At 38.6% G+C, this 19,128-nt stretch carries 19 protein-coding genes and 1 pseudogene; 10 read left to right on the forward strand and 10 right to left on the reverse strand.

All coding sequences use genetic code 11. The features are described from left to right. Nucleotides 1–3 precede the first annotated feature (3 nt). The 5 genes from ACYQ0E_RS01545 (at nt 4) to ACYQ0E_RS01565 (ending at nt 4,648) form a co-directional block, all read left to right on the forward strand. On the forward strand, nt 4–903 hold the full coding sequence (locus tag ACYQ0E_RS01545; protein ID WP_460186498.1) for a class II glutamine amidotransferase: 900 nt from the start codon (nt 4–6) through the stop codon (nt 901–903). 30 nt (nt 904–933) lie between these two features. Beyond that, nucleotides 934–1,611: a GltB/FmdC/FwdC-like GXGXG domain-containing protein gene (locus ACYQ0E_RS01550; protein ID WP_460186499.1), complete on the forward strand. Its 678-nt coding sequence runs from the start codon at nt 934–936 to the stop codon at nt 1,609–1,611. A gap of 23 nt (nt 1,612–1,634) precedes the next feature. After that, nucleotides 1,635–2,960, forward strand: a complete 1,326-nt coding sequence (locus ACYQ0E_RS01555; RefSeq protein WP_460186500.1) for an FMN-binding glutamate synthase family protein — start codon at nt 1,635–1,637, stop codon at nt 2,958–2,960. A 4-nt stretch (nt 2,961–2,964) separates the two neighbouring features. Further along, nucleotides 2,965–3,819 (forward strand): bifunctional methylenetetrahydrofolate dehydrogenase/methenyltetrahydrofolate cyclohydrolase FolD, encoded by an 855-nt coding sequence (folD, locus tag ACYQ0E_RS01560; RefSeq protein WP_460186501.1) that lies wholly within the window; start codon nt 2,965–2,967, stop codon nt 3,817–3,819. 139 nt (nt 3,820–3,958) lie between these two features. Beyond that, on the forward strand, nt 3,959–4,648 hold the full coding sequence (locus ACYQ0E_RS01565; RefSeq protein WP_460186502.1) for a type 1 glutamine amidotransferase: 690 nt from the start codon (nt 3,959–3,961) through the stop codon (nt 4,646–4,648). 72 nt (nt 4,649–4,720) lie between these two features. Here the strand turns inward: ACYQ0E_RS01565 and ACYQ0E_RS01570 are convergent, their stop codons facing one another. From ACYQ0E_RS01570 to ACYQ0E_RS01585, 4 genes are all read right to left on the reverse strand, one after another. Continuing rightward, nucleotides 4,721–5,164 carry a GNAT family N-acetyltransferase gene (locus ACYQ0E_RS01570; RefSeq protein WP_460186503.1) on the reverse strand — a complete coding sequence of 148 codons (444 nt, stop codon included), beginning with the start codon at nt 5,162–5,164 and terminating at the stop codon, nt 4,721–4,723. A 138-nt stretch (nt 5,165–5,302) separates the two neighbouring features. Continuing rightward, nucleotides 5,303–6,553 carry an ammonium transporter gene (locus ACYQ0E_RS01575; protein WP_460186504.1) on the reverse strand — a complete coding sequence of 417 codons (1,251 nt, stop codon included), beginning with the start codon at nt 6,551–6,553 and terminating at the stop codon, nt 5,303–5,305. Between the two features lie 21 nt (nt 6,554–6,574). Then, a complete protein-coding gene (locus tag ACYQ0E_RS01580; protein WP_460186505.1) occupies nt 6,575–6,913 on the reverse strand; it encodes a P-II family nitrogen regulator in 339 nt (112 codons plus the stop codon). Nucleotides 6,914–7,133: 220 nt separating this feature from the next. Next, nucleotides 7,134–7,730, reverse strand: coding sequence for a helix-turn-helix domain-containing protein (locus ACYQ0E_RS01585; RefSeq protein WP_460186506.1), 597 nt, complete (start codon nt 7,728–7,730; stop codon nt 7,134–7,136). A 178-nt stretch (nt 7,731–7,908) separates the two neighbouring features. Between ACYQ0E_RS01585 and ACYQ0E_RS01590 the strand changes: the two genes are divergently transcribed. The 4 genes from ACYQ0E_RS01590 to ACYQ0E_RS01605 all read left to right on the forward strand — a co-directional run bounded on the left by ACYQ0E_RS01590 (nt 7,909) and on the right by ACYQ0E_RS01605 (nt 13,269). Then, nucleotides 7,909–9,312, forward strand: a complete 1,404-nt coding sequence (locus ACYQ0E_RS01590) for a YcjX family protein (protein WP_460186507.1) — start codon at nt 7,909–7,911, stop codon at nt 9,310–9,312. Then, entirely contained in the window at nt 9,302–10,252 is a 951-nt protein-coding gene (locus tag ACYQ0E_RS01595) for a DUF697 domain-containing protein (RefSeq protein WP_460186508.1), read from the forward strand. The genes ACYQ0E_RS01590 and ACYQ0E_RS01595 overlap by 11 nt, the downstream gene beginning before the upstream one ends. Before the next feature lie 26 nt (nt 10,253–10,278). Next, entirely contained in the window at nt 10,279–11,190 is a 912-nt protein-coding gene (locus tag ACYQ0E_RS01600; protein WP_460186509.1) for a DMT family transporter, read from the forward strand. Between the two features lie 711 nt (nt 11,191–11,901). Continuing rightward, nucleotides 11,902–13,269, forward strand: coding sequence for an O-antigen ligase family protein (locus ACYQ0E_RS01605; RefSeq protein ID WP_460186510.1), 1,368 nt, complete (start codon nt 11,902–11,904; stop codon nt 13,267–13,269). A 73-nt stretch (nt 13,270–13,342) separates the two neighbouring features. Here ACYQ0E_RS01605 and ACYQ0E_RS01610 read toward each other — a convergent pair whose 3' ends face one another. From ACYQ0E_RS01610 to ACYQ0E_RS01625, 4 genes are all read right to left on the reverse strand, one after another. Continuing rightward, the gene (locus ACYQ0E_RS01610; protein ID WP_460186511.1) at nt 13,343–13,711 is read right to left on the reverse strand and encodes a VanZ family protein; all 369 of its coding nucleotides are present in this window, start codon (nt 13,709–13,711) and stop codon (nt 13,343–13,345) included. Between the two features lie 598 nt (nt 13,712–14,309). After that, nucleotides 14,310–14,564: a Txe/YoeB family addiction module toxin gene (locus ACYQ0E_RS01615; RefSeq protein ID WP_460186512.1), complete on the reverse strand. Its 255-nt coding sequence runs from the start codon at nt 14,562–14,564 to the stop codon at nt 14,310–14,312. Next, nucleotides 14,554–14,817, reverse strand: a complete 264-nt coding sequence (locus ACYQ0E_RS01620; protein ID WP_460186513.1) for a type II toxin-antitoxin system Phd/YefM family antitoxin — start codon at nt 14,815–14,817, stop codon at nt 14,554–14,556. The genes ACYQ0E_RS01615 and ACYQ0E_RS01620 overlap by 11 nt, the downstream gene beginning before the upstream one ends. Before the next feature lie 427 nt (nt 14,818–15,244). Beyond that, a complete protein-coding gene (locus ACYQ0E_RS01625) occupies nt 15,245–16,303 on the reverse strand; it encodes an undecaprenyl-phosphate glucose phosphotransferase (protein ID WP_460188686.1) in 1,059 nt (352 codons plus the stop codon). 33 nt (nt 16,304–16,336) lie between these two features. Here ACYQ0E_RS01625 and ACYQ0E_RS01630 point away from each other — a divergent pair. Further along, nucleotides 16,337–17,254: pseudogene (locus ACYQ0E_RS01630) on the forward strand (IS256 family transposase, variant Zn-binding type); the annotation flags it as partial. A 5-nt stretch (nt 17,255–17,259) separates the two neighbouring features. Here the strand turns inward: ACYQ0E_RS01630 and ACYQ0E_RS01635 are convergent. Both ACYQ0E_RS01635 and galE read right to left on the reverse strand, forming a co-directional pair. Beyond that, nucleotides 17,260–17,712 (reverse strand): hypothetical protein, encoded by a 453-nt coding sequence (locus ACYQ0E_RS01635; protein ID WP_460186514.1) that lies wholly within the window; start codon nt 17,710–17,712, stop codon nt 17,260–17,262. 409 nt (nt 17,713–18,121) lie between these two features. Next, complete coding sequence (galE, locus tag ACYQ0E_RS01640) at nt 18,122–19,117, reverse strand: UDP-glucose 4-epimerase GalE (protein WP_460186515.1); 996 nt, start codon at nt 19,115–19,117, stop codon at nt 18,122–18,124. Between the last annotated feature and the right edge of the window lie 11 nt (nt 19,118–19,128).

The raw sequence follows: 19,128 nt of genomic DNA on the forward strand, positions 1-19,128 counted from the left end.
ATTATGTGCGGAATTGTAGGTTTATACCTTAAAAATAAAAATATGGAAAATCAACTAGGTGAGTTGTTTGAACCTATGTTAATTGCCATGACAGACCGTGGTCCAGATAGCGCAGGTTTTGCTATTTACGGTGACGAAGTAGAACAAGATATGGTTAAAGTTACGCTTCAACATGAAGATGAAGACTACCCTTGGCACAACTTAGCAGGACATTTAGAAGAAGATTTTAATACTTCTGTTTCTGTTCTTCATAATGCCAATGCTGCTGTGTTTAAGATGAAAGGTGATGAAGCTTTAGTGAGAGAAGCCATTACCGAGTATGCTCCAGATGTCAAAATTATGAGCGTGGGTTTATCTATTGAAATCCTAAAATCAATTGGCCTGCCAGAAGAAATTGTTAAGAAATTTAACTTAAAAGGCATGAAAGGTTCTCACATCATTGGTCATACAAGAATGGCAACAGAAAGTGGTGTAAGCATGGAAGGATCTCATCCTTTTACAACCGGTATGGACTTATGTTTAGTACATAACGGCTCACTTTCAAACCACAACCGTTTAAGAGAAGAGTTAAAAGCCAAAGGCATTACTTTTGAAACAGAAAATGACTCTGAAGTCGCCGCCGGATACCTAACTTGGAGATTACAAGAAGGTGACACGGTTAAGCAAGCCTTAGAAAGTGCAATTGATGATTTAGACGGGTTCTTTACATTTACTGTTGGTACAAAAGATGGTTTTGCAGTGGTTCGAGATCCTATTGCTTGTAAGCCAGCCATTATTGCAGAAACAGATGATTACGTTGCAATGGCTTCTGAATACCATGCTTTATCAACATTACCAGGCATCGAAAATGCCAAACTTTGGGAGCCTGATCCAGGCAAAGTGTATTACTGGGGTAAAGAGTAAACATTTAAGGTTTAAGTTAAAGGAAATACTATGAAATTTAATCTAAAAGAACAAAGTGTAAGAGAGTTAAATCAAGCACTTCATAATTTGCCTGAATCTTCTACTGAATCTGTTGTAGTCGAAGGAATCAGTGGGGATCATAATTTATGTGTGGGCCTTAATGCTCCAGTAAATGTTGAAATGAAAGGTCATGCAGGTTACTACTGCGCAGGTATGAACCAGCATGCTAACGTCACAATTAACGGTAACGTTGGTCAAGGTGTTGCAGAAAACATGATGTCAGGAAAGGTTCATGTAAAGGGTAACGCTAGTCAATCTGCTGCGGCAACTGCACATGGTGGAATGCTAGTTGTTGAAGGTGATGCTGCCGCTCGTTGTGGTATTTCCATGAAAGGTGTCAATATTGTTGTTAAAGGTTCTGTTGGCCATATGAGTGCTTTTATGGGGCAGTCTGGTTGCATGGTTATTTGTGGTGACGCAGGTGAAGCCTTGGGTGATTCACTTTATGAAGCACATCTATATGTAAAAGGTAAAGTGGCTTCTCTAGGTGCTGACTGCATTCAAAAAGAGATGCGTGCAGAGCATATTGAAGAACTGCAAGCCTTATTAACTGAAGCAGGTTTTGATGATAAACCTGAAGACTTTACTCGTTATGGTTCTGCTCGCCAGCTCTATACCTTTAAAGTCGACAACGCTTCAGCATACTAAATACAAAGAATAAGGAGTCTATCATGACTGATAAACAACCAGGTTTGAGAGAATCGGCCACGTTTAGCCGAGATGTGATTAATGAAATTCAACGTGCAGCAGATACCGGGATTTATGATATCCGTGGATTTGGTGCTAAAAGAAAAGTACCGCATTTTGATGATTTACTGTTCTTAGGTGCAAGTATGTCACGTTACCCATTAGAAGGGTATCGTGAAAAATGTGGAACGGATGTGACTTTAGGTACCCGTTTTGCTAAAAAGCCAATCAAATTAGATACGGTTGTCACCATTGCAGGTATGAGTTTTGGTGCTTTATCGGCCAATGCAAAAGAAGCATTGGGTCGCGGAGCAAACATTGCAGGTACGTCAACGACATCAGGTGATGGTGGTATGACGCCTGAAGAGCGTAAAACATCAAAAACGCTTGTGTATCAGTACTTACCTTCTCGTTACGGCATGAACCCAGATGATTTACGTAAAGCCGATGCCATTGAAGTCGTACTTGGACAAGGTGCAAAACCAGGTGGTGGTGGTATGTTATTAGGTCAAAAGATTTCTGACCGAGTAGCCTATATGCGTAACCTACCAAAAGGAATTGACCAACGTAGTGCTTGTCGTCACCCTGACTGGACTGGACCAGATGATTTAGCCATTAAAATTCAAGAACTGCGTGAAATCACAGATTGGGAAGTACCTATTTACATTAAAATCGGTGCAACTCGTACTTATTATGATGTAAAACTGGCTGTAAAAGCTGGGGCAGACGTCATTGTATTAGATGGTATGCAAGGTGGTACAGCAGCAACGCAAGATGTGTTTATTGAACACGTTGGTATCCCAACTATGGCAGCGCTTCCGCAAGCGGTTCGTGCATTACAAGAAATGGGTATGCACCGTAAAGTACAGTTAATTGTTTCGGGTGGTATTCGTAGTGGTGCTGACGTAGCTAAATGTATGGCATTAGGCGCTGATGCGGTAGCCATTGGTACTGCAGCACTTGTCGCTTTAGGGTGTAACCATCCTAAATGGGATGAAGAATACAAAAAAATTGGTTCTGCTGCTGGATACTATGATGACTATCAAGACGGTAAATGCCCAGCGGGTATCTCGACTCAAAATGAAGAGCTAGCTGCGCGTTTAGATCCCGTTGATGCTGGACGTCGTTTAGCAAATTTCCTACACGTACTAACGTTAGAAGCTCAAACGCTAGCAAGAGCGTGTGGTAAATCTCATTTACACAATTTAGAGCCTGAAGATTTGGTAGCCTTAAATGTCGAAGCTGCGGCTATGGCAGGTGTGCCTTTAGCAGGTACAGATTGGATTCCAGGTAAACAAGGGTACTCATAAGATCATGACTGCACAAATTATTGACGGCAAGTTAGTTGCTAAGTCCATAAGAGAAAGGGTGGCAAATACAGTTGAAATGCGCAAGTCACAGGGGTTAAGAGCTCCTGGTCTAGCGGTTATTTTAATTGGTGAAGACCCGGCATCAGCTGTTTATGTAAATAGTAAAAAACGAGCCTGCGAACAAGCAGGCTTGGTTTCTAAAGCTTGGCATTGGCCAAATACCGCAACACAAACAGAGTTATTGGATTTAATAAAACAATTAAATGAAGATTCTTCTATTGATGGTATTTTAGTTCAATTACCGATACCAGATCATATTGATACTGAAACGGTAATTGAAGCGATACACCCTGATAAAGATGTGGATGGTTTTCATCCATATAATATTGGGCGTTTAACCGTGCGAATGCCAACGTTAAGACCTTGTACGCCATTTGGCTGTATGAGTTTGCTAAACCATTACGGATTATCTGCAAAAGGTAAACATGCGGTGATTGTTGGAGCGTCTAATATTGTAGGGCGCCCTATGTCATTAGAACTTTTGTTAGCTGGGGCAACGACAACCGTTTGTCACCGTTTTACTGAAGATCTCAAATTACATGTGGGTATGGCAGATATACTTGTCACAGCCGTTGGCAAGCCAAACTTTATACCAGCAGAATGGATTAAACCTGGTGCAATTGTATTGGACGTTGGTATCAACCGTTTAGAGGATGGTTCTCTAACCGGAGATGTTGATAAAAATGCAATCAATGTGGCAGGACATGTTACTCCCGTGCCTGGTGGTGTTGGTCCTATGACTATTGCGACTTTGCTCGAAAACACGCTTAAGTCATGTGAGCGTCGTGAAGGGGTTTAAGCATTAAATAAAACAATGGTTATTAGTTTGTTTTCAAGGAGTCGTATTCAATTTTGAATACGGCTTTTTTGCTTTTGTGTATAAAGAACTTTGCCTGAATTCATTGTTTATGCAAAGCGCTCAGATTAAAGGATATATTGTGAAAGTTCTTATTGTTAAACATGCCGTTTTTGAAAAAGAAGGGAATATGACCGCTTGGCTGCAAAAAAAACAAGCGGAGGTTGTGTATCTTAATTTATACGAATCTACTGTTTTTCCTGACCCTAAAACGTTTGATTTAATTGTTTTATTGGGTGGCCCGATGAGTGTAAATGATGAAGAGGAGTATCCATGGCTAGTTCCGGAGAAACAATTTGTCAAAGAAGCTTTATTGTTAGACATGCCTATATTAGGCCTTTGTTTAGGCGGTCAACTGATTGCTAATGCATTGGGTGCAGCGGTAACCTTAAATAAAGAGACTGAAATTGGTTGGCATACTGTTTCAAACAGTACATCAAATAAAAAAATATTTCAGTTTCCTGAACAAATGCCAATTTTTAACTGGCACGGAGAAACCTTTGCTTTGCCTACTGGAGCGGAACCTATAATGAAAAGCCAGGCCTGTGAAAATCAAGGTTTTCAATATGGTGAGAAGGTCATTGGATTGCAATGTCATCCTGAAGTAACGCCTGAAATTATTCAAGATTGGGTGGATGAAATTGGTGAACAGATGGTTCAAGGCGAGTTTGTTCACACCCCAGAACAAATGTTTGTAGATGTAGATAAAAAAGTGGCGCAGGCTCAAAATCAGCTAGAAAAAATGCTCGATTTTATTACAAAAACAAAGTAAACAATTGTTAAACTAAACCTAGTTTCCTAGAATTAAATAGCCTTTAAATGGGCTATTTTTTTGCCTAAAAATTTATAAAGGTTTGCTAAAAACTCCCAGTTGAGTGTGATTAAATTTTGCCTTTTCATAAAACGTAATGGCAGGTTGGTTAGCAAGGTCATAGACAAGTTGAATTCTATTGCAACCTTGTTCTATCGCCCATCCCTGAATTGATTCGATTAATTGCTTTCCTATCCCTTTGCCACGATATTCATGAGCAACAATTAAATCCTCCATCCAGGCCGATTTTTGACCGGTTGCGGTAGAGATAACCCATTGCGCCATACACATACCAACAATGTTTTTATGATCATTTTCAGCAACAACAGCACCGCAATTTTTATCCATAATAATAGCGGATAATCCAGCGTGGTGTTTCTCTGGCGAAAACTCAAAATCAACTTCTATTTCAAATAAATCTTTTAGTAACTGAATCATCTCTGGAATATCTTTGCGTTCAGCCGCTCTAATTTTCATGATTGTTATCCTTAAATAGCAAACTAACTTATGTCTTAGGAATTATGAGTAATAAAAAAGGCCGCTTTCATTGCGGCCTTTTTATAAAAGAGATCTTTGCACGTATGGAACGCAAAGGTCTCTAAGGTAAGGTAGAAATTACTTTTGAGTAAATTCTGGGTAGGCTTCCATACCGCATTCTTCCCAATCCATACCTTCTTGTTCTTCTTCTTCCGTAGGGCGAAGACCAACTGTTTTCTTAATGATATACAAGACAATCATTGAAGCAATAAACATCCAAGCAAAAGTTGCCAAGGTTCCAATTAACTGACCCATGAACGTTGCATCAGAGTTACTGAACAATACCGCAAAGATACCCCAGATACCCGCAGTACCATGAACAGAGATAGCACCTACTGGATCATCTAATTTTAGTTTATCCATCATCACAACAGAGACTACAACCACTAAACCACCCACAGCACCAATGAACATAGCTAGACCAGGTGTTGGAGCAAGCGGTTCAGCTGTAATAGCAACAAGACCTGCTAAAGCACCGTTTAAAACCATTGTTAAGTCTGTTTTACCAAACATAAATTTACTAAGCAAAGCGGCAGCAATCATACCTGCGGCAGCAGCGGCGTTAGTGTTTACAAAAATTGAAGCAACGGCATTGGCTTCAGTCACGTTTGAAACCATTAATTCTGAACCACCGTTAAATCCGAACCAACCCATCCATAAAATAAACATACCTAATGTTGCCATTGGTAAGTTAGCACCAGGTATTGGATTAACTTGTCCTTTTGGTCCGTATTTACCTTTACGAGCGCCTACCATAATGACAGCTGCTAAAGCCGCTGCAGCACCAGCCATGTGAACAACAACAGAACCTGCAAAATCTTGGAATCCAAGTTGGTCTAACCAACCTCCACCCCATTTCCAGTAACCTTCAACAGGATAAATTACAGCAGTCATAACCACCGCAAATATCAAGAAAGGCCAAAGCTTCATTCTTTCAGCAATCGCACCAGACACAATTGACATGGTTGCTGCTGCAAACACGGCTTGGAAAATAAAGTCAGACATGGCTGAATAATATGGAGCGTCTTCGCCACCCGCAATAACCGCTTCAACCGTATTGTCAGCACCTAATAAAAAGCTTAGGTTCGGTAGGTAAGCATTAATTGCTTCGGCAGGGTACATTACGTTGTAACCAACAAGTAAATATACACTACAAGCAACGCTGTACAGTAACGCGTTCTTTGTTAAAATTTCAACTGTGTTTTTACTGCGAACTAACCCAGCTTCTAACATGGCAAAGCCGGCGGCCATCCACATTACAAGTACAGTACTCATTAAAAAATAAAACGTATCCAATGCATAGGATAGTTGTAAAAAATTCCCTTCCATAATCTACTCCATCTTTAAAAACTATAATGCAACATCACCTGATTCATCGGTGCGGATTCGAATGACTTGTTCTAATGGCAAAACAAAAAGTTTCCCATCTCCAACTTTTCCAGTTTGAGCACTATTTATTATTACGTCGATAACGCCTGTTAAAACGTCATCTGATACTGCAATTTCTAGTAAAACTTTGGGCACAAAATTAATTTGATATTCCGCCCCTCTATATATTTCTTGATGACCTTTTTGACGACCATAACCTTTAGCTTCTGTAACGGTAAGCCCAAATGCTCCAAACTCGGTAAGAGCTTCGCGTACGCTATCCAGCTTGTAAGGATTTATGACCGCTTTGATTAATTTCATGTAGCGACCCCTAAGTAATAAGACAAACAAAATGAGAATGAACCAAGCCATTAATCGTAAATAGCTTGATTCAAGGTGGTATGGAACAAATACCGGGGAGAATAAAGGAAGTTTAATACCAGTAATTAAAAATTACTAAAAATCAGTAGGTTATAGAAAAAAAGCGCAATTTTATTCCTAACAGGAATAAAAGTTGCACCTTGATGTGAGTGTGTTTTTTCTATTCTGGTGCAGATTGGTTGTAAAGAGTAATGTTTAGAAAACGTAGAGGAACTTCAATTAGCTCTTCAGGTCCATGAGAAATGGTTGCATCATAAGTTAATGAATCACCCGGTTTCATATGATAGGTTTTTTTTCCGTGACGATAAACCATTTCACCATCAAGCAAATACATAAACACCGTTCCTTCGTGGCTAAAAGAAGGAAAGACTTCACTTTTGTTATCTAATGAAATAAGAAATGGTTCAAATGTTTTATGTGGGCCATTGTTGTAAGCTAATAAATGGTAGGTGTGGCCAACTTTAGTGCCTCTGCGCACAACTTCTAGCTTTTCATTAGCTCTAACTAATTGTGCTTGGCTCTCTTCATTATCAAACTCTTTAAAAAATGCTGATATAGGCACACCTAGAGCGCGAGATATTTTTTGTAAAGAATCTAAACTAGGCGAAACTTGACCGTTTTCGATTTTACTCAACATACCTCTACTGATGCCAGACTGCTGGGCAATATCAGCAATGGTTAGGTTTTGGTTTTTTCGGGCATTATTAATAATTTTCCCAATGTGTAAATCTAAGCTTTGTGGTTGTTTAGGTGCCATATTTATCTGTCTAAATGATTAAAAAAAATGAGTAAGTGAGGAGATTATAACGTTAATATGTTCAGATGTAGAACAGCAAAAGCCAGAGAAGTTAGGATATTGTCATGAATACGATATCGTTTTTCTGTGTTTTCCGCTAAAAAAGCGCTCCAAGTCTAGAATGAGTAGTGTACTGTTTATGAAACAATTTTTTACAAATACCTTTAATAAAATCGAATCAGGTTCAAAAGTTGTAGGAGATTTTATTGAGCAAAAAATAGCCACCGATATTCACAAAATTGCCATTACAGGCTTAAGCCGTAGTGGTAAGTCTATGCTATTTACTTCTTTAATTATTCAATTAAATGAACGTGCTCAGGTTAAATCAGGCGGCTCTTATACCTTACCGCTATTAAAAAGTTTACCAATGGATTCCATTGTGTCGTTTGACATATTACCTATATTGGGTGAGGCGTTATTTCCTATTTCGGATTGTATTGATGCCTTAGAAAACCAAAAATGGCCAACTGCGACAGATCAAATTTATGGTTTTGAACTTAAAGTCACCTCTAAACAACCAGCAAGATTAAAAAAACTTTTAGGCCGCTCACATCAAATTACGCGCTTTCGATTTTATGATTATCCTGGCGAATGGTTAACCGATTTACCCATGTTAGATTTAACTTTTGAACAATGGTGTCATAAAGTTACGGCTCAGCAAACCACAGAACCACAAAAAACGTTGGCTGCAGAATGGCTAAAATTTTTAGAGACATATAATTTTGATTTACAACCAACTGAAGCATTGGTTAAAGAACTTGTCTTACGCTATCGAGACTATTTAGTACAAGCAAAGGCAGCGGGTATTTCTATGTTGCAACCAGGCGGTTATTTACTCGATAAAACACCGTATAACTGGCAAAAACATGGTTTTGTACCACTTCCAGCAAAAATAACCTGTGATTTAAAACACCCGTGGATGAAAATAATGAGCGCCAATTACAGTGCTTATCAAGTCACCTGGTTAGAACAACTTAAACAAAAATATTTTAGTGATTTTGACAGCCAAGTTATCTTAGTCGATTTATTTGAAGGTCTAAGACACAGTCGCCAGCACCTTATGCAGCTTAAAGAATCGTTAAGTAATTTAGCGGGCACCTTTATTAATGGTCAAACTTGGTTTCAAAAAATGTTGGGTAAATCGGTTATGACCAAAGTCGCCTTTGTCGCTACAAAAGTCGATTTGGTACCTAGCGCACAAAATCAAAATTTACTGTCTTTATTAAAAGACGTCAGTTCAGGCGCACGGTCTAAATTTGAAGAACAAGACATTACCTTTAACCATTTTTTACTGTCCTCAATTAGAGTGACTAAAGAAGATGATAAGTACCCAGGTAAAGTCATCTATCTTAATAAAAATAACGAACCTCGTTTCTTTGCGGTTGAACCGCTACCCGCAAAAATGAGTGAACTTCAGCAAGGCGAAAAATACATCACGCCAAACCCTGTACCTTCTAAAGAGTTTAAACAACAAATCCTAGCCAGTCAGAACATTGATCGGTTATTGGAGTATATGATGAGTGGTCTAAAAGATGACAGATAATATAAAATCAACGGACACTAAAGCCGATATTGATTTCTACAATATTGGCTCTATAAACCAAAAAGATTCAGCCGATCTAAATTTAGACGCTTTAAAAAACAGCTCTTCAGATCAAGGTTTAACCAAAAATAATGGTGAAGATGTTGCACCAGTAAAACTAAAAATATCCTGGGTTTTTTGGTTGTTATTTTTTGCAGCAATGAGCTTTTTACTGTTTAACGGCTACGCCTTAGGCACAACTGTATTAGAAGCCTATAAAAGTAGTCCATCGTTAGCCATTTTAATGGGGGTGAGTTCAGTAGGATTTATTGCCTTAATTGGCTATGGCATTACAAAAGAAGTATTAGGTTTTTTTAGCTTAAAACAGTTAGGGCAAACTTTACACTTAGAAGAATTAAGACAACAAAACAACCTAAAAGTCACCAAAGAAAAACTAAAAGAACATGCAAAATCGCAACATAAAAGCCAAACGGCCACCTCATTTAACCAGCGGTTTTTTGCCAGTATACAAGTACATCACAACAACGATGATGTTATCGATATGTACATAAGCAATGTAGAAGAACCGCTAATTAGAAAAGCCAAAGAAATCCTTAAACAAGAAGCTATGCGCTCTGGTGGCGTTACCTTTATAAGTCCAAATGAGTTCATTCAAACGCTAACCTTGCTTTGGACCAATTTAAGAGTTTTGCGATTAATAAGCCAGCTCTACGGTGTAAGACCAGGTGTGTTGGGCAATATCAAACTGCTCACCATGATGTGGCAAAACGTATTACTACAAAACGCAACAGATGCACTGGCCGAACAACTGGTTAAAGAAATTAGCCATAAATTCTTAGGAACCATTGCAGAAAAAGCCGGAGTAGCCGCAACATCAAGCGGTTTAACGGTACGTCTTGGTATGCAATTAATTAAACAGTTGAGTTTGGTAAAAAACTAAAAAATCTAAAAAGGAATAAGAAAATAATGGCAAGTAATCAACTTGGGTTGGCGATTGTTCTTTTGTTAATGGCAACCATGTTTTGGGGCGGTATGTTTCCAGTTGCTAAGCATGTTTTGGATTTTATGGATCCGTATTACATGACGCTTATTCGTTATGGCGCAGTGGCGGTTATTTTTGTTGTTATGCTTATTGGGTTTGAAGGGCTTAAAGCCTTAAAACTGGATGGTCAATTTTTAAAACTTTTGTTTTTGGGCTTTTTAGGGTTTGCAGGCTTTAATTTATTGGCGTTCAGCGCCTTAATGCATTCTCAACCAGAACATGGTGCGGTAATTATGGCGTTACAGCCCATGTTGGCTCTATTGTTAACTTGGCTTTTAAAAGGACAAAAACCCAAACTTTTTACCCTAATCACCTTAATAACCGCTTTTTTGGGTGTATTTTTAGTGATTACAGAAGGGCATATTAGCCACGCATTTTCTAAAGGTACTGCTTTATGGGATTCATTGTTTTTAGTGGGTGCTTTATGTTGGGTGGGTTATACGATGGGCGCTCAGTGGTTTGGCAATTGGTCGCCGTTACGCTACACAACCATTACCAGTGTATTAGGGTCATTATCTGTAGGTGCAGTGACTTTGATATTAACTGTGCTAGGTACTCTGCAAGTTCCTACGTTAGCAACGATGATTGATTTGCATTGGTCACTGTTCTATTTAATTGTCTTTGGAGGCGTATTGGCTGTATTAAGCTGGAATATAGGCATTAAATTAATCGGTGCTGTAAATGGCGTGCTATTTATTAACTTTGTACCGATTACCGCATTTATCATTGGCGTGTTTTACGGCCACCACTTTAGCCTGGCCGAACTGATAGGCGCAAGTTTAGTGATTGGAGCATTAATTGCCAATAACCAATACGTGCGTAGAACAGCGGTATAGAGATTTTTGCACGAGTGCATCTACGGTTAAAAATGGCTAAACACCCATATCTTTCAGCTAAAAAATACGCCCAATAGTTCATTATTATTCGTATTGTTCACATTGTTAATTCGCACTTCACTCGTACAAAGCTTTTTGATTTAGTATAAAAACCCAAATAACCACCGTCATCCTCGGGCTTGACCCGGGGATCTAAAACGGCAAAGCGAGATTATCGGATCAAATCCGATAATGACGACCTACTGGGAGATTACCCGATCAAGTCGGGTAATGACGTTGGTTGTCGAGTAATGACGAACCTCCCATGTCATCCCCAGGCTTGACCAGGGGATCTCATAAGGCAAAGAGAGATTATCGGATCAAGTCCGATAATGACGACCTGCAGGGAGATTACCCGATCAAGTCGGGCAATGACGTTGGGGGTTGGGTAATGACGTTGGTTGTCGAGTAATGATAAACCAACCACCATCTTTGCTTGGCCTGATAATCCATACTTAATTTTTACCAGGCCTGGTAATATTAATGCTTGTTTTTACATTTTGAGCATATTTTTCATTGTGAATACAAGATAAATTTAGGATTTGCTTAAAGCTGTAAAAGCTTCGATTAATGGATTTTATGAAGTTGTTGGTTGTTTTTGTTACGTAAAAATCTCAATCATTTACAATAATTAATCTTTTTAAATTCTCTAGCCCTCTGGAAAACAGATTAATGCCACATATAGAACCCGTTGAAAAGTCAAAATTAGAACGTTTTATTGTTGCAGGGCTTTTGGCGTTAATGGTTTGGGCACCTTTGCCTTTAGGCAGTAACCGTGATTGGTCGGCCTCGTTACTTATTTTGTGGGTGGGTGTTTTTGCTTTTTTATGGGCAATTCAGTTATTTAGAAACCAAGCTTCAAACAAAAAACTAAAATTACCAGGCCTGGTCATGTTGCTTATGTTGGTTCTTACTCAAGTTTGGGTGGGTTTTCAGTGGGTGTTTGACCTTTCTGCCAGGCCTGGTGAAACCTTTCAATACCTTATGTTAGGCATTAGTTACACCTTACTCTTCTTAATGGTTATTAGTCTATTTAACACCCGTAAACGCTTAACCGTATTAATTAGTGTCTTAATCGCCAGTGGGGCTTTGCAAGCTTTTTGGGGCGCATCAATGGTGCTCTCTCAAGTTGAATGGCTGTTTGGTATTCCCAAAGAACACTACCTAGGCAAAGCCACCGGAACCTTTGTAAACCGTAACCATTTAGCCGGTTATTTAGAGATGACCATTGGCTTAGGTATTGGCTTAATGTTGGCTTTAAGAGATGGAAAAGCTTTTCGTTGGCACAATATTATTGAACTGTTATTAGGGCCAAAAACTAAATTACGACTCGCATTAGTGATTATGGTTATTGGTCTAGTGATGACCCAATCCCGAATGGGAAATGCAGGCTTTTTTAGTAGTTTAATTATTGTCGGCAGTATCTTTATATTAATCACCAAAGAACATCGCCTGCGCAATAGTGTGTTACTCGTCAGTTTTATCATTATCGACATGATTGTTATCAGCCAATACTTTGGTTTAGAACGCCTAAAAGACAGGTTAGTTAATACAGAAGTCAGCGTAAGCCAAGAAGCCGATGGTAAATTAGTTTTTGATATAAACGATTTACGAGGCCTGGCATTTACCAATTCAATACCATTGGCTGAAGAAAAGCCGTGGATAGGGCACGGTGCTGGCAGTTTTGAAGTTGTCTTTATGAGTCACGCAGGGCCAAATTTTGGTGGTCATTTTGACAAGGCGCACAATGACTATATTCAGTTTTGGGTAGAATACGGAATTATTGGCAGCTTGCCACTGGTGATATTTACACTCATCGCTTTATACCAAGCGTTTAGAGCCTTAAAAAACAAACAATCCAACTACCGCAGTGGTATTGGGTTTGGAGCCGCTATGGCGATGATAGCCATTATTATTCACTCCGCTTCGGACTTTAATTTACAAATCCCAGCCAATGCCATGACTTACGTTGTTGTAGCCGCCATTGCCGTTTTAGCCAATACGCATAAAAATAAAAAACAAAGAAAACAAATTATCTAAAAACCTATGTTTTTTAAAGTTGCTGGTTTGCTATATGTTAAATAATAGGCTTTGTACAATGGTTAATCAGTGGTTATACATTTTTTAAACAGCGGTTAAAATGCCGTTTTAAAAGCAACTTCCAAAGAATAAATGCAGTTAAAACACCACTAAAATTCCCCAACATATCACCCATACTAAATTCACGGCTAGCTTGTAAATAATGCTGCAAATATTCCAGGCCTGGTGCACTTAAAAACAGTGCAATCCAAACTAACCAAATACCTTTATTACAAAACGCAAAACGGGTGACTAAACTAAAGCCAAAAAAGGCAATAAAATGTTGGTATTTATCTGAATAAGCAAATAAATTTGGTGGGCTTTCAGGGCGCAAAATACCGTAAAGCAATATAGCTAAACAAACTAAAAACAAAAAGTAGCGAATACGATATAGAAAGTGCACATTAAAGCCTACTAAAAGAGACCTTTGAACGAGTGTATCTACGTTTAAAAATGGCTAAAACCCCACATCTTCCAGCCAAAAAATACGCCCAATAGCTCGCTATTATGTGTATTTTTTGACTAAAATCTGCGGAATTTTTTACCCTCAAGGGGTACTTACGTCAATTTTTAATTCGCACCTCACTCGTGCAAAGGTCTCTGAAAAGGGAAAGAGAAATGACCAGGCCTGGTAATTGTATAGTAAAAATTAAGATTACCCAATTAAGTTGAGTAATGGCAAACCAATTACCGTCTTGATGTCTTAGGCAGATAATTTCCAACCGACATCCTAGTGCCAATAATCACCGTCACCCTTGTATCAATACCTATCGTCATCCTCATACCAACATCTACTGTCATCCTCGAGCTTGACCCGGGGATCTAAAACGGCAAAGCGAGATTATCGGATCAAGTCCGATAATGACGCAGGGGTGTCGAGTAGTGACGTAAGTTGAAAAAGATTACCCGATCGAGTCGGGTAATGACGTTAGGTGTTGGCTAATGTGTGTGGAGTGTCGGGCAATGACATTTGGGGGGGCGATTGTTAAGCGTTTAGGTGATTAATAATGGTATCGGCAAGCAATAATCGTTACTCTTTCAATGTCTACAAAATAAACAAGACGATGAGAATCGTCTATACGCCTTGACCAATAGCCCGTTAAATTTTCTTTTAATGGTTCTGGCTTACCAATACCCTCAAATGGGGCTCTTAAAACCTCTTGTATTAATCTATTAATACGTTTCAAAGTTTTTTTATCTTGACCTTGCCAATATACATATTGCTCCCAGGCAATTTGAGTCCATTCAAGCTTCATCAGTTTTGACTAATTCATGCTTTAAGGTTTGGCCTTTTTGGTGTTGCTCAATAGACCTAGCAAGCATGTCAGCATTAGCTGGTGATTTAAGTAAATAAATCGTTTCTTGCCATGATTCAAACAAGGACTGTGGCATTAACACCACATTTTCTGCATCCCTACGGGTTACCAATAAAGCATCTTGATCATCAACCGCACGAGAACAGACTTCTTTAAAGTGGGATCTTGCATCACTAAAGGTTACTTGTTGCATGGTATTTCTCTTATTTAAGTGTTTAGTTGTTCTGTTTATTGTACAACTATTTTATAAGCAAAACAGGGTTTGTTAATAATTACGTTGTTAGATTTCGGCATGAATAATGAAAGATTTAGATGGGAATCGAATAGTAAGAGTCGTTGCTTACTGAGTAATAACGTTTTTTATTTGTCATCCTCGGGCTTGCCCCGGAGATCTAAAACGGCAAAGGAAGATTATCGGACCAAGTCAGATAATGACGACCTGCAGGGAGATTACCCGATCGAGTCGGGTAATGACGTTGGATTATTGGGTAATGACAACCTGTGAAGAGATTGCCACGCCTAAGGGCTCGCAATGACGATTCTTTCGTCATCCTGGTGATAGTCAATCTCACACCGTCATCCTCGGGCTTGACCCGGGGATCTAAAGCATGCATCGCTAATTAATAGGCGTTTTTATTAATAAAGCCTTTAAAAACGGTGATAAATACGATTTTTATATCCCACCATAATGACCAGTTGCGAATGTACTGTAAATCGTATTCTATGCGCTTTTCCATTTTTTCAATGGTGTCCGTTTCGCCACGCCAACCGTTGATTTGAGCCCAACCGGTTATGCCTGGTTTTACTTTGTGTCTAAGCATGTAGTAATCAACTAATTTACGGTATTCTTCGTTATGAGAAACGGCATGAGGGCGAGGGCCAACGACTGACATTCTGCCGATTAATACATCATAAAATTGTGGCAGTTCATCTAAAGAGGTTTTACGTAAAAAAGCACCCACTTTGGTAATACGGGTATCATTTTTGGTTGCTTGAGTTACTTTATCGGTATTTTCCATAACGGTCATAGATCTAAACTTATGAACGCCAATCTTTTTACCATCTAATCCATAACGATCTTGCTTAAACAAAATAGGGCCTTTAGAGGTTGCTTTAATGGCTATTGCAATCGCCAGTAGAATCGGTGAAATTAAAACTAAAATCATTGTACTAAACAAGATATCAAATGAGCGTTTATAAAATTCCTTACCGCCTGAGAGTGGTTCTTCAAAAACACTAATGGTGTCTAAGCTGCCTAGAGTTCCAATATTTCCGTGCATTAAGGTGCTTAATAAAAAATCAGGCACCATAAATACATTTACAGTGGAATCACTTAGAGTGTGAATAATGCGTGCTATACGGGTTTCGGCTATTAAAGGTATGCAAATATAAACACTGTCTAAGCTACCATCTTGAGCCAATTTTAAGGCATCATTTACATTACCTTTAAGTTGGCTTAAATCGCCTTTTAAACGTTCTTGATTTCGGTCATCGTAAAAACCGACAAACTCTAAACCCAATTCAGGGTATTTCTCAACCTCTTTAAGCAATGTACGACCAATAGGGTTAAGACCAATAATGGCTACTTTTCTTAAATTGAGAGTTAATGAAAAAAATAGGGGTCTGTTTTTAGATGTAACCTGTTTAAAATAAAGGGTTTTTAGGTAAAGTTTTAAAATGAGTTTTAAAAGTTTGCGAAAAAATGCCCTAAATGCACCTCAAATAGAACCAAAAAGGCAGGCAAGCGTAACGGTATCCAGCGTTACTTTTGTCACGTCTGCCAATCAAAATTCCAGCTCAAACGAAAGCCTAAAAAACACATCGATAAAGTCTTTAAGGAATACTTCTATCAAAGACAGACACTTCAATGTTTGGCCGATAAATACAAAGTAAGCATCCCCACTATTCGGTCATGGATTTCACAATATACCCCAACAAAAGCAACCGCAATTCCAAGTGACATCATCCTCATTGCAGATGCGACTTTTTTTGGTAAACGCATCGATAAGTTTGGCGTACTTGTGTTTAAAGATGCCATCACATCTAAGGTACTCTGCTGGCGTTATATTCAAACAGAAACAATTCAAGATTACATCGTTTTAAAACAAGAATTAGAGGATCAAGGATTCAATATAAAAGGTGTCGTACTGGATGGACGAAGAGGCTTAATTCAAGCGTTTGAAGGAATTCCTGTTCAATTATGTTTATTCCACATACAGGCGACTATCACCCGTTATTTAACAAAAATTCCCAAGCTAATGCCTGCAAAAGATTTAAAAGAAATCGCTGGATATATTCAATATGTTGACGAAGATTTATTTAAAGAAATGTTGGAAGAATGGTTTTCAAAACACGAAGCATTTTTAAAAGAAAAAACATTTCATGAGCATTCAAATCGATGGAGTTATAAACATCGTAGAGTAAGATCCGCTTATCGAAGTTTGAAAACAAATATAGCATTTATATTTACCTATCAAAAACGCAAACGGCTTCAAATCCCAACCACCACAAATGGACTTGATGGCGGGGTATTTTCACCATTAAAAAACTTACTTAGTGCGCATAAAGGAATGAATTTTGAGTTAAGAAAAAAGCTGATAGATGACTTTCTAAATACCTTACAAAAATAATGGTATCAGACCCCCGTTTTTTTCATTAACTCTAAATTGATGCCTTGTTTATATAAATTTCTTTTCGTGTGACGATAAATGATTCGCCAACTAATAAAGCTAATTAAAGAGAATATATACCAACTAAAAATAACAAAACGGGAGAAGGTTTCACTTTCTTTAAGTAGGAATAAGGTTGAGGTAACTAATAAAAAACTTAAGGTTGTTGATGCAAAAATTACCATTACTCGTTTAGTAAATTGGTCTAAACGGAGTTTACGATAAAGTCCCATGGCTTCGGTTAAATATAAGAAAAATACCAAAGTAAGGGTAAGAATCGTTACATAATTATTGTCAAAAGTTAGGCCGTACAGACTAACAATAATAATAAGTGTCACTATCAAAATAGAGATATCAAATATGCGAAAAATTGCAGGCGCATTATCATTAGACCGTAATCCGGTGGTACCTTGAAGCATTCCTAACCCACTTAAATTGATTGAATACAGAAGACGAAATTGAGTAATTCACTAACAACGTAAATATACATCGATGTAAAAGCCAAATTTTAGCATACGATGTTATAAGTAATTAGTAAAAATAAGTAAAGAATATAATTAAATGATAGTGTAAAAAAATAAAATTTTTGCAAAGGGGAAATACATCTTATAAGTCATCTCCAGGATTCACCACTACCGTCATTCTCGCGGTTGCCCCGAGGATCTAAAAAGGCAAAGAGAGATTATCGGATCAAGTCCGATAATGACGGTGCTGCGACTCGATTAACCGAGCAAGTCCGATAATGACGGTGCTGCGACTCGATTACTCGATCAAGCCGAGTAATGTCGTTGGGTTATCGGGTAATGACAACGCACCTACCTTATCTTATTATTTGCTATTACAGACTTGTTTCTCCCAAGCCCAGGCATGTTCAATAATCGTTTCTAAATCAGCATATTTTGGTTTCCAGCCGAGTAAATTTTTAGCTTGAGTTGCATCAGCTACCAAAATAGCAGGGTCGCCAGCTCTACGTTCGCCGTCTTCAACCGTTAAGCTATAACGATCTTTTGCGACTACTTTAACCACCGCATCAATCACTTGTTGCACCGAGAAACCTTGTCCATTGCCTAAGTTATAAGCCAAAGCACCAAAACCCTTGCCTGACTGAATAAATTCTAGAGCTAAGGCATGAGCAGAACACAAGTCGTTAATATGTATATAGTCACGAATACAAGTACCATCATCGGTGGCGTAATCACGTCCAAAAACGGTGATTGATTTTCTACGCCCAGAGGCGGCCTGCAAAATTAACGGTATAAGATGCGTTTCAGGGTCATGAAGCTCACCAATTTCGCCTTCTGGGTCAGCACCACACGCATTAAAGTAACGTAAACAGACTGAATTTAAACCATAAGCATCGGCATAATCTTTTAAAACTCGCTCAACCATCAACTTGCTAGAACCATAAGGGTTAATCGGGTTTTGCGGATGCTTCTCGTCAATGGGCGAATACTCAGGTTCGCCAAAAGTCGCTGCGGTAGAAGAAAATATAAAATGTTTTACATTATGACGAACCATCACATCAAGCAGGTTCAAGGTATTGGCGACATTATTACGGTAGTATTTTGAAGGCAAAGTCATAGATTCGCCCACCAAACTATTGGCAGCAAAATGCATAACACCGTCAAAATCATGTTCAGCAAAAAGGTTTTCTAAAAGGTGAATATCAGCCAAATCACCCACAACCAGTTTGCCATATTTAACCGACTGCCTAAAACCAGTAGAAAGGTTGTCTAACACAATCACATCATGCCCAGACTGAGCTAACATTTTTACCATGTGAGAGCCAATATAACCCGCACCGCCAACAACCAATACTTTCATTATTTTCCTTT

This window comes from Thiomicrorhabdus hydrogeniphila (assembly GCF_054656895.1).

What these genes read in the sequence shown, in the direction of transcription:
- ACYQ0E_RS01545 (WP_460186498.1), top strand. Translation starts at nt 4, where the DNA reads ATGTGCGGAATTGTAGGTTTATACCTTAAAAATAAAAATATGGAAAAT.
- ACYQ0E_RS01550 (WP_460186499.1), top strand. Translation starts at nt 934, where the DNA reads ATGAAATTTAATCTAAAAGAACAAAGTGTAAGAGAGTTAAATCAAGCA.
- ACYQ0E_RS01555 (WP_460186500.1), top strand. Translation starts at nt 1,635, where the DNA reads ATGACTGATAAACAACCAGGTTTGAGAGAATCGGCCACGTTTAGCCGA.
- folD (WP_460186501.1), top strand. Translation starts at nt 2,965, where the DNA reads ATGACTGCACAAATTATTGACGGCAAGTTAGTTGCTAAGTCCATAAGA.
- ACYQ0E_RS01570 (WP_460186503.1), bottom strand. Translation starts at nt 5,164, where the DNA reads ATGAAAATTAGAGCGGCTGAACGCAAAGATATTCCAGAGATGATTCAG.
- ACYQ0E_RS01575 (WP_460186504.1), bottom strand. Translation starts at nt 6,553, where the DNA reads ATGGAAGGGAATTTTTTACAACTATCCTATGCATTGGATACGTTTTAT.
- ACYQ0E_RS01580 (WP_460186505.1), bottom strand. Translation starts at nt 6,913, where the DNA reads ATGAAATTAATCAAAGCGGTCATAAATCCTTACAAGCTGGATAGCGTA.
- ACYQ0E_RS01585 (WP_460186506.1), bottom strand. Translation starts at nt 7,730, where the DNA reads ATGGCACCTAAACAACCACAAAGCTTAGATTTACACATTGGGAAAATT.
- ACYQ0E_RS01590 (WP_460186507.1), top strand. Translation starts at nt 7,909, where the DNA reads ATGAAACAATTTTTTACAAATACCTTTAATAAAATCGAATCAGGTTCA.
- ACYQ0E_RS01595 (WP_460186508.1), top strand. Translation starts at nt 9,302, where the DNA reads ATGACAGATAATATAAAATCAACGGACACTAAAGCCGATATTGATTTC.
- ACYQ0E_RS01600 (WP_460186509.1), top strand. Translation starts at nt 10,279, where the DNA reads ATGGCAAGTAATCAACTTGGGTTGGCGATTGTTCTTTTGTTAATGGCA.
- ACYQ0E_RS01605 (WP_460186510.1), top strand. Translation starts at nt 11,902, where the DNA reads ATGCCACATATAGAACCCGTTGAAAAGTCAAAATTAGAACGTTTTATT.
- ACYQ0E_RS01615 (WP_460186512.1), bottom strand. Translation starts at nt 14,564, where the DNA reads ATGAAGCTTGAATGGACTCAAATTGCCTGGGAGCAATATGTATATTGG.
- ACYQ0E_RS01620 (WP_460186513.1), bottom strand. Translation starts at nt 14,817, where the DNA reads ATGCAACAAGTAACCTTTAGTGATGCAAGATCCCACTTTAAAGAAGTC.
- ACYQ0E_RS01635 (WP_460186514.1), bottom strand. Translation starts at nt 17,712, where the DNA reads ATGCTTCAAGGTACCACCGGATTACGGTCTAATGATAATGCGCCTGCA.
- galE (WP_460186515.1), bottom strand. Translation starts at nt 19,117, where the DNA reads ATGAAAGTATTGGTTGTTGGCGGTGCGGGTTATATTGGCTCTCACATG.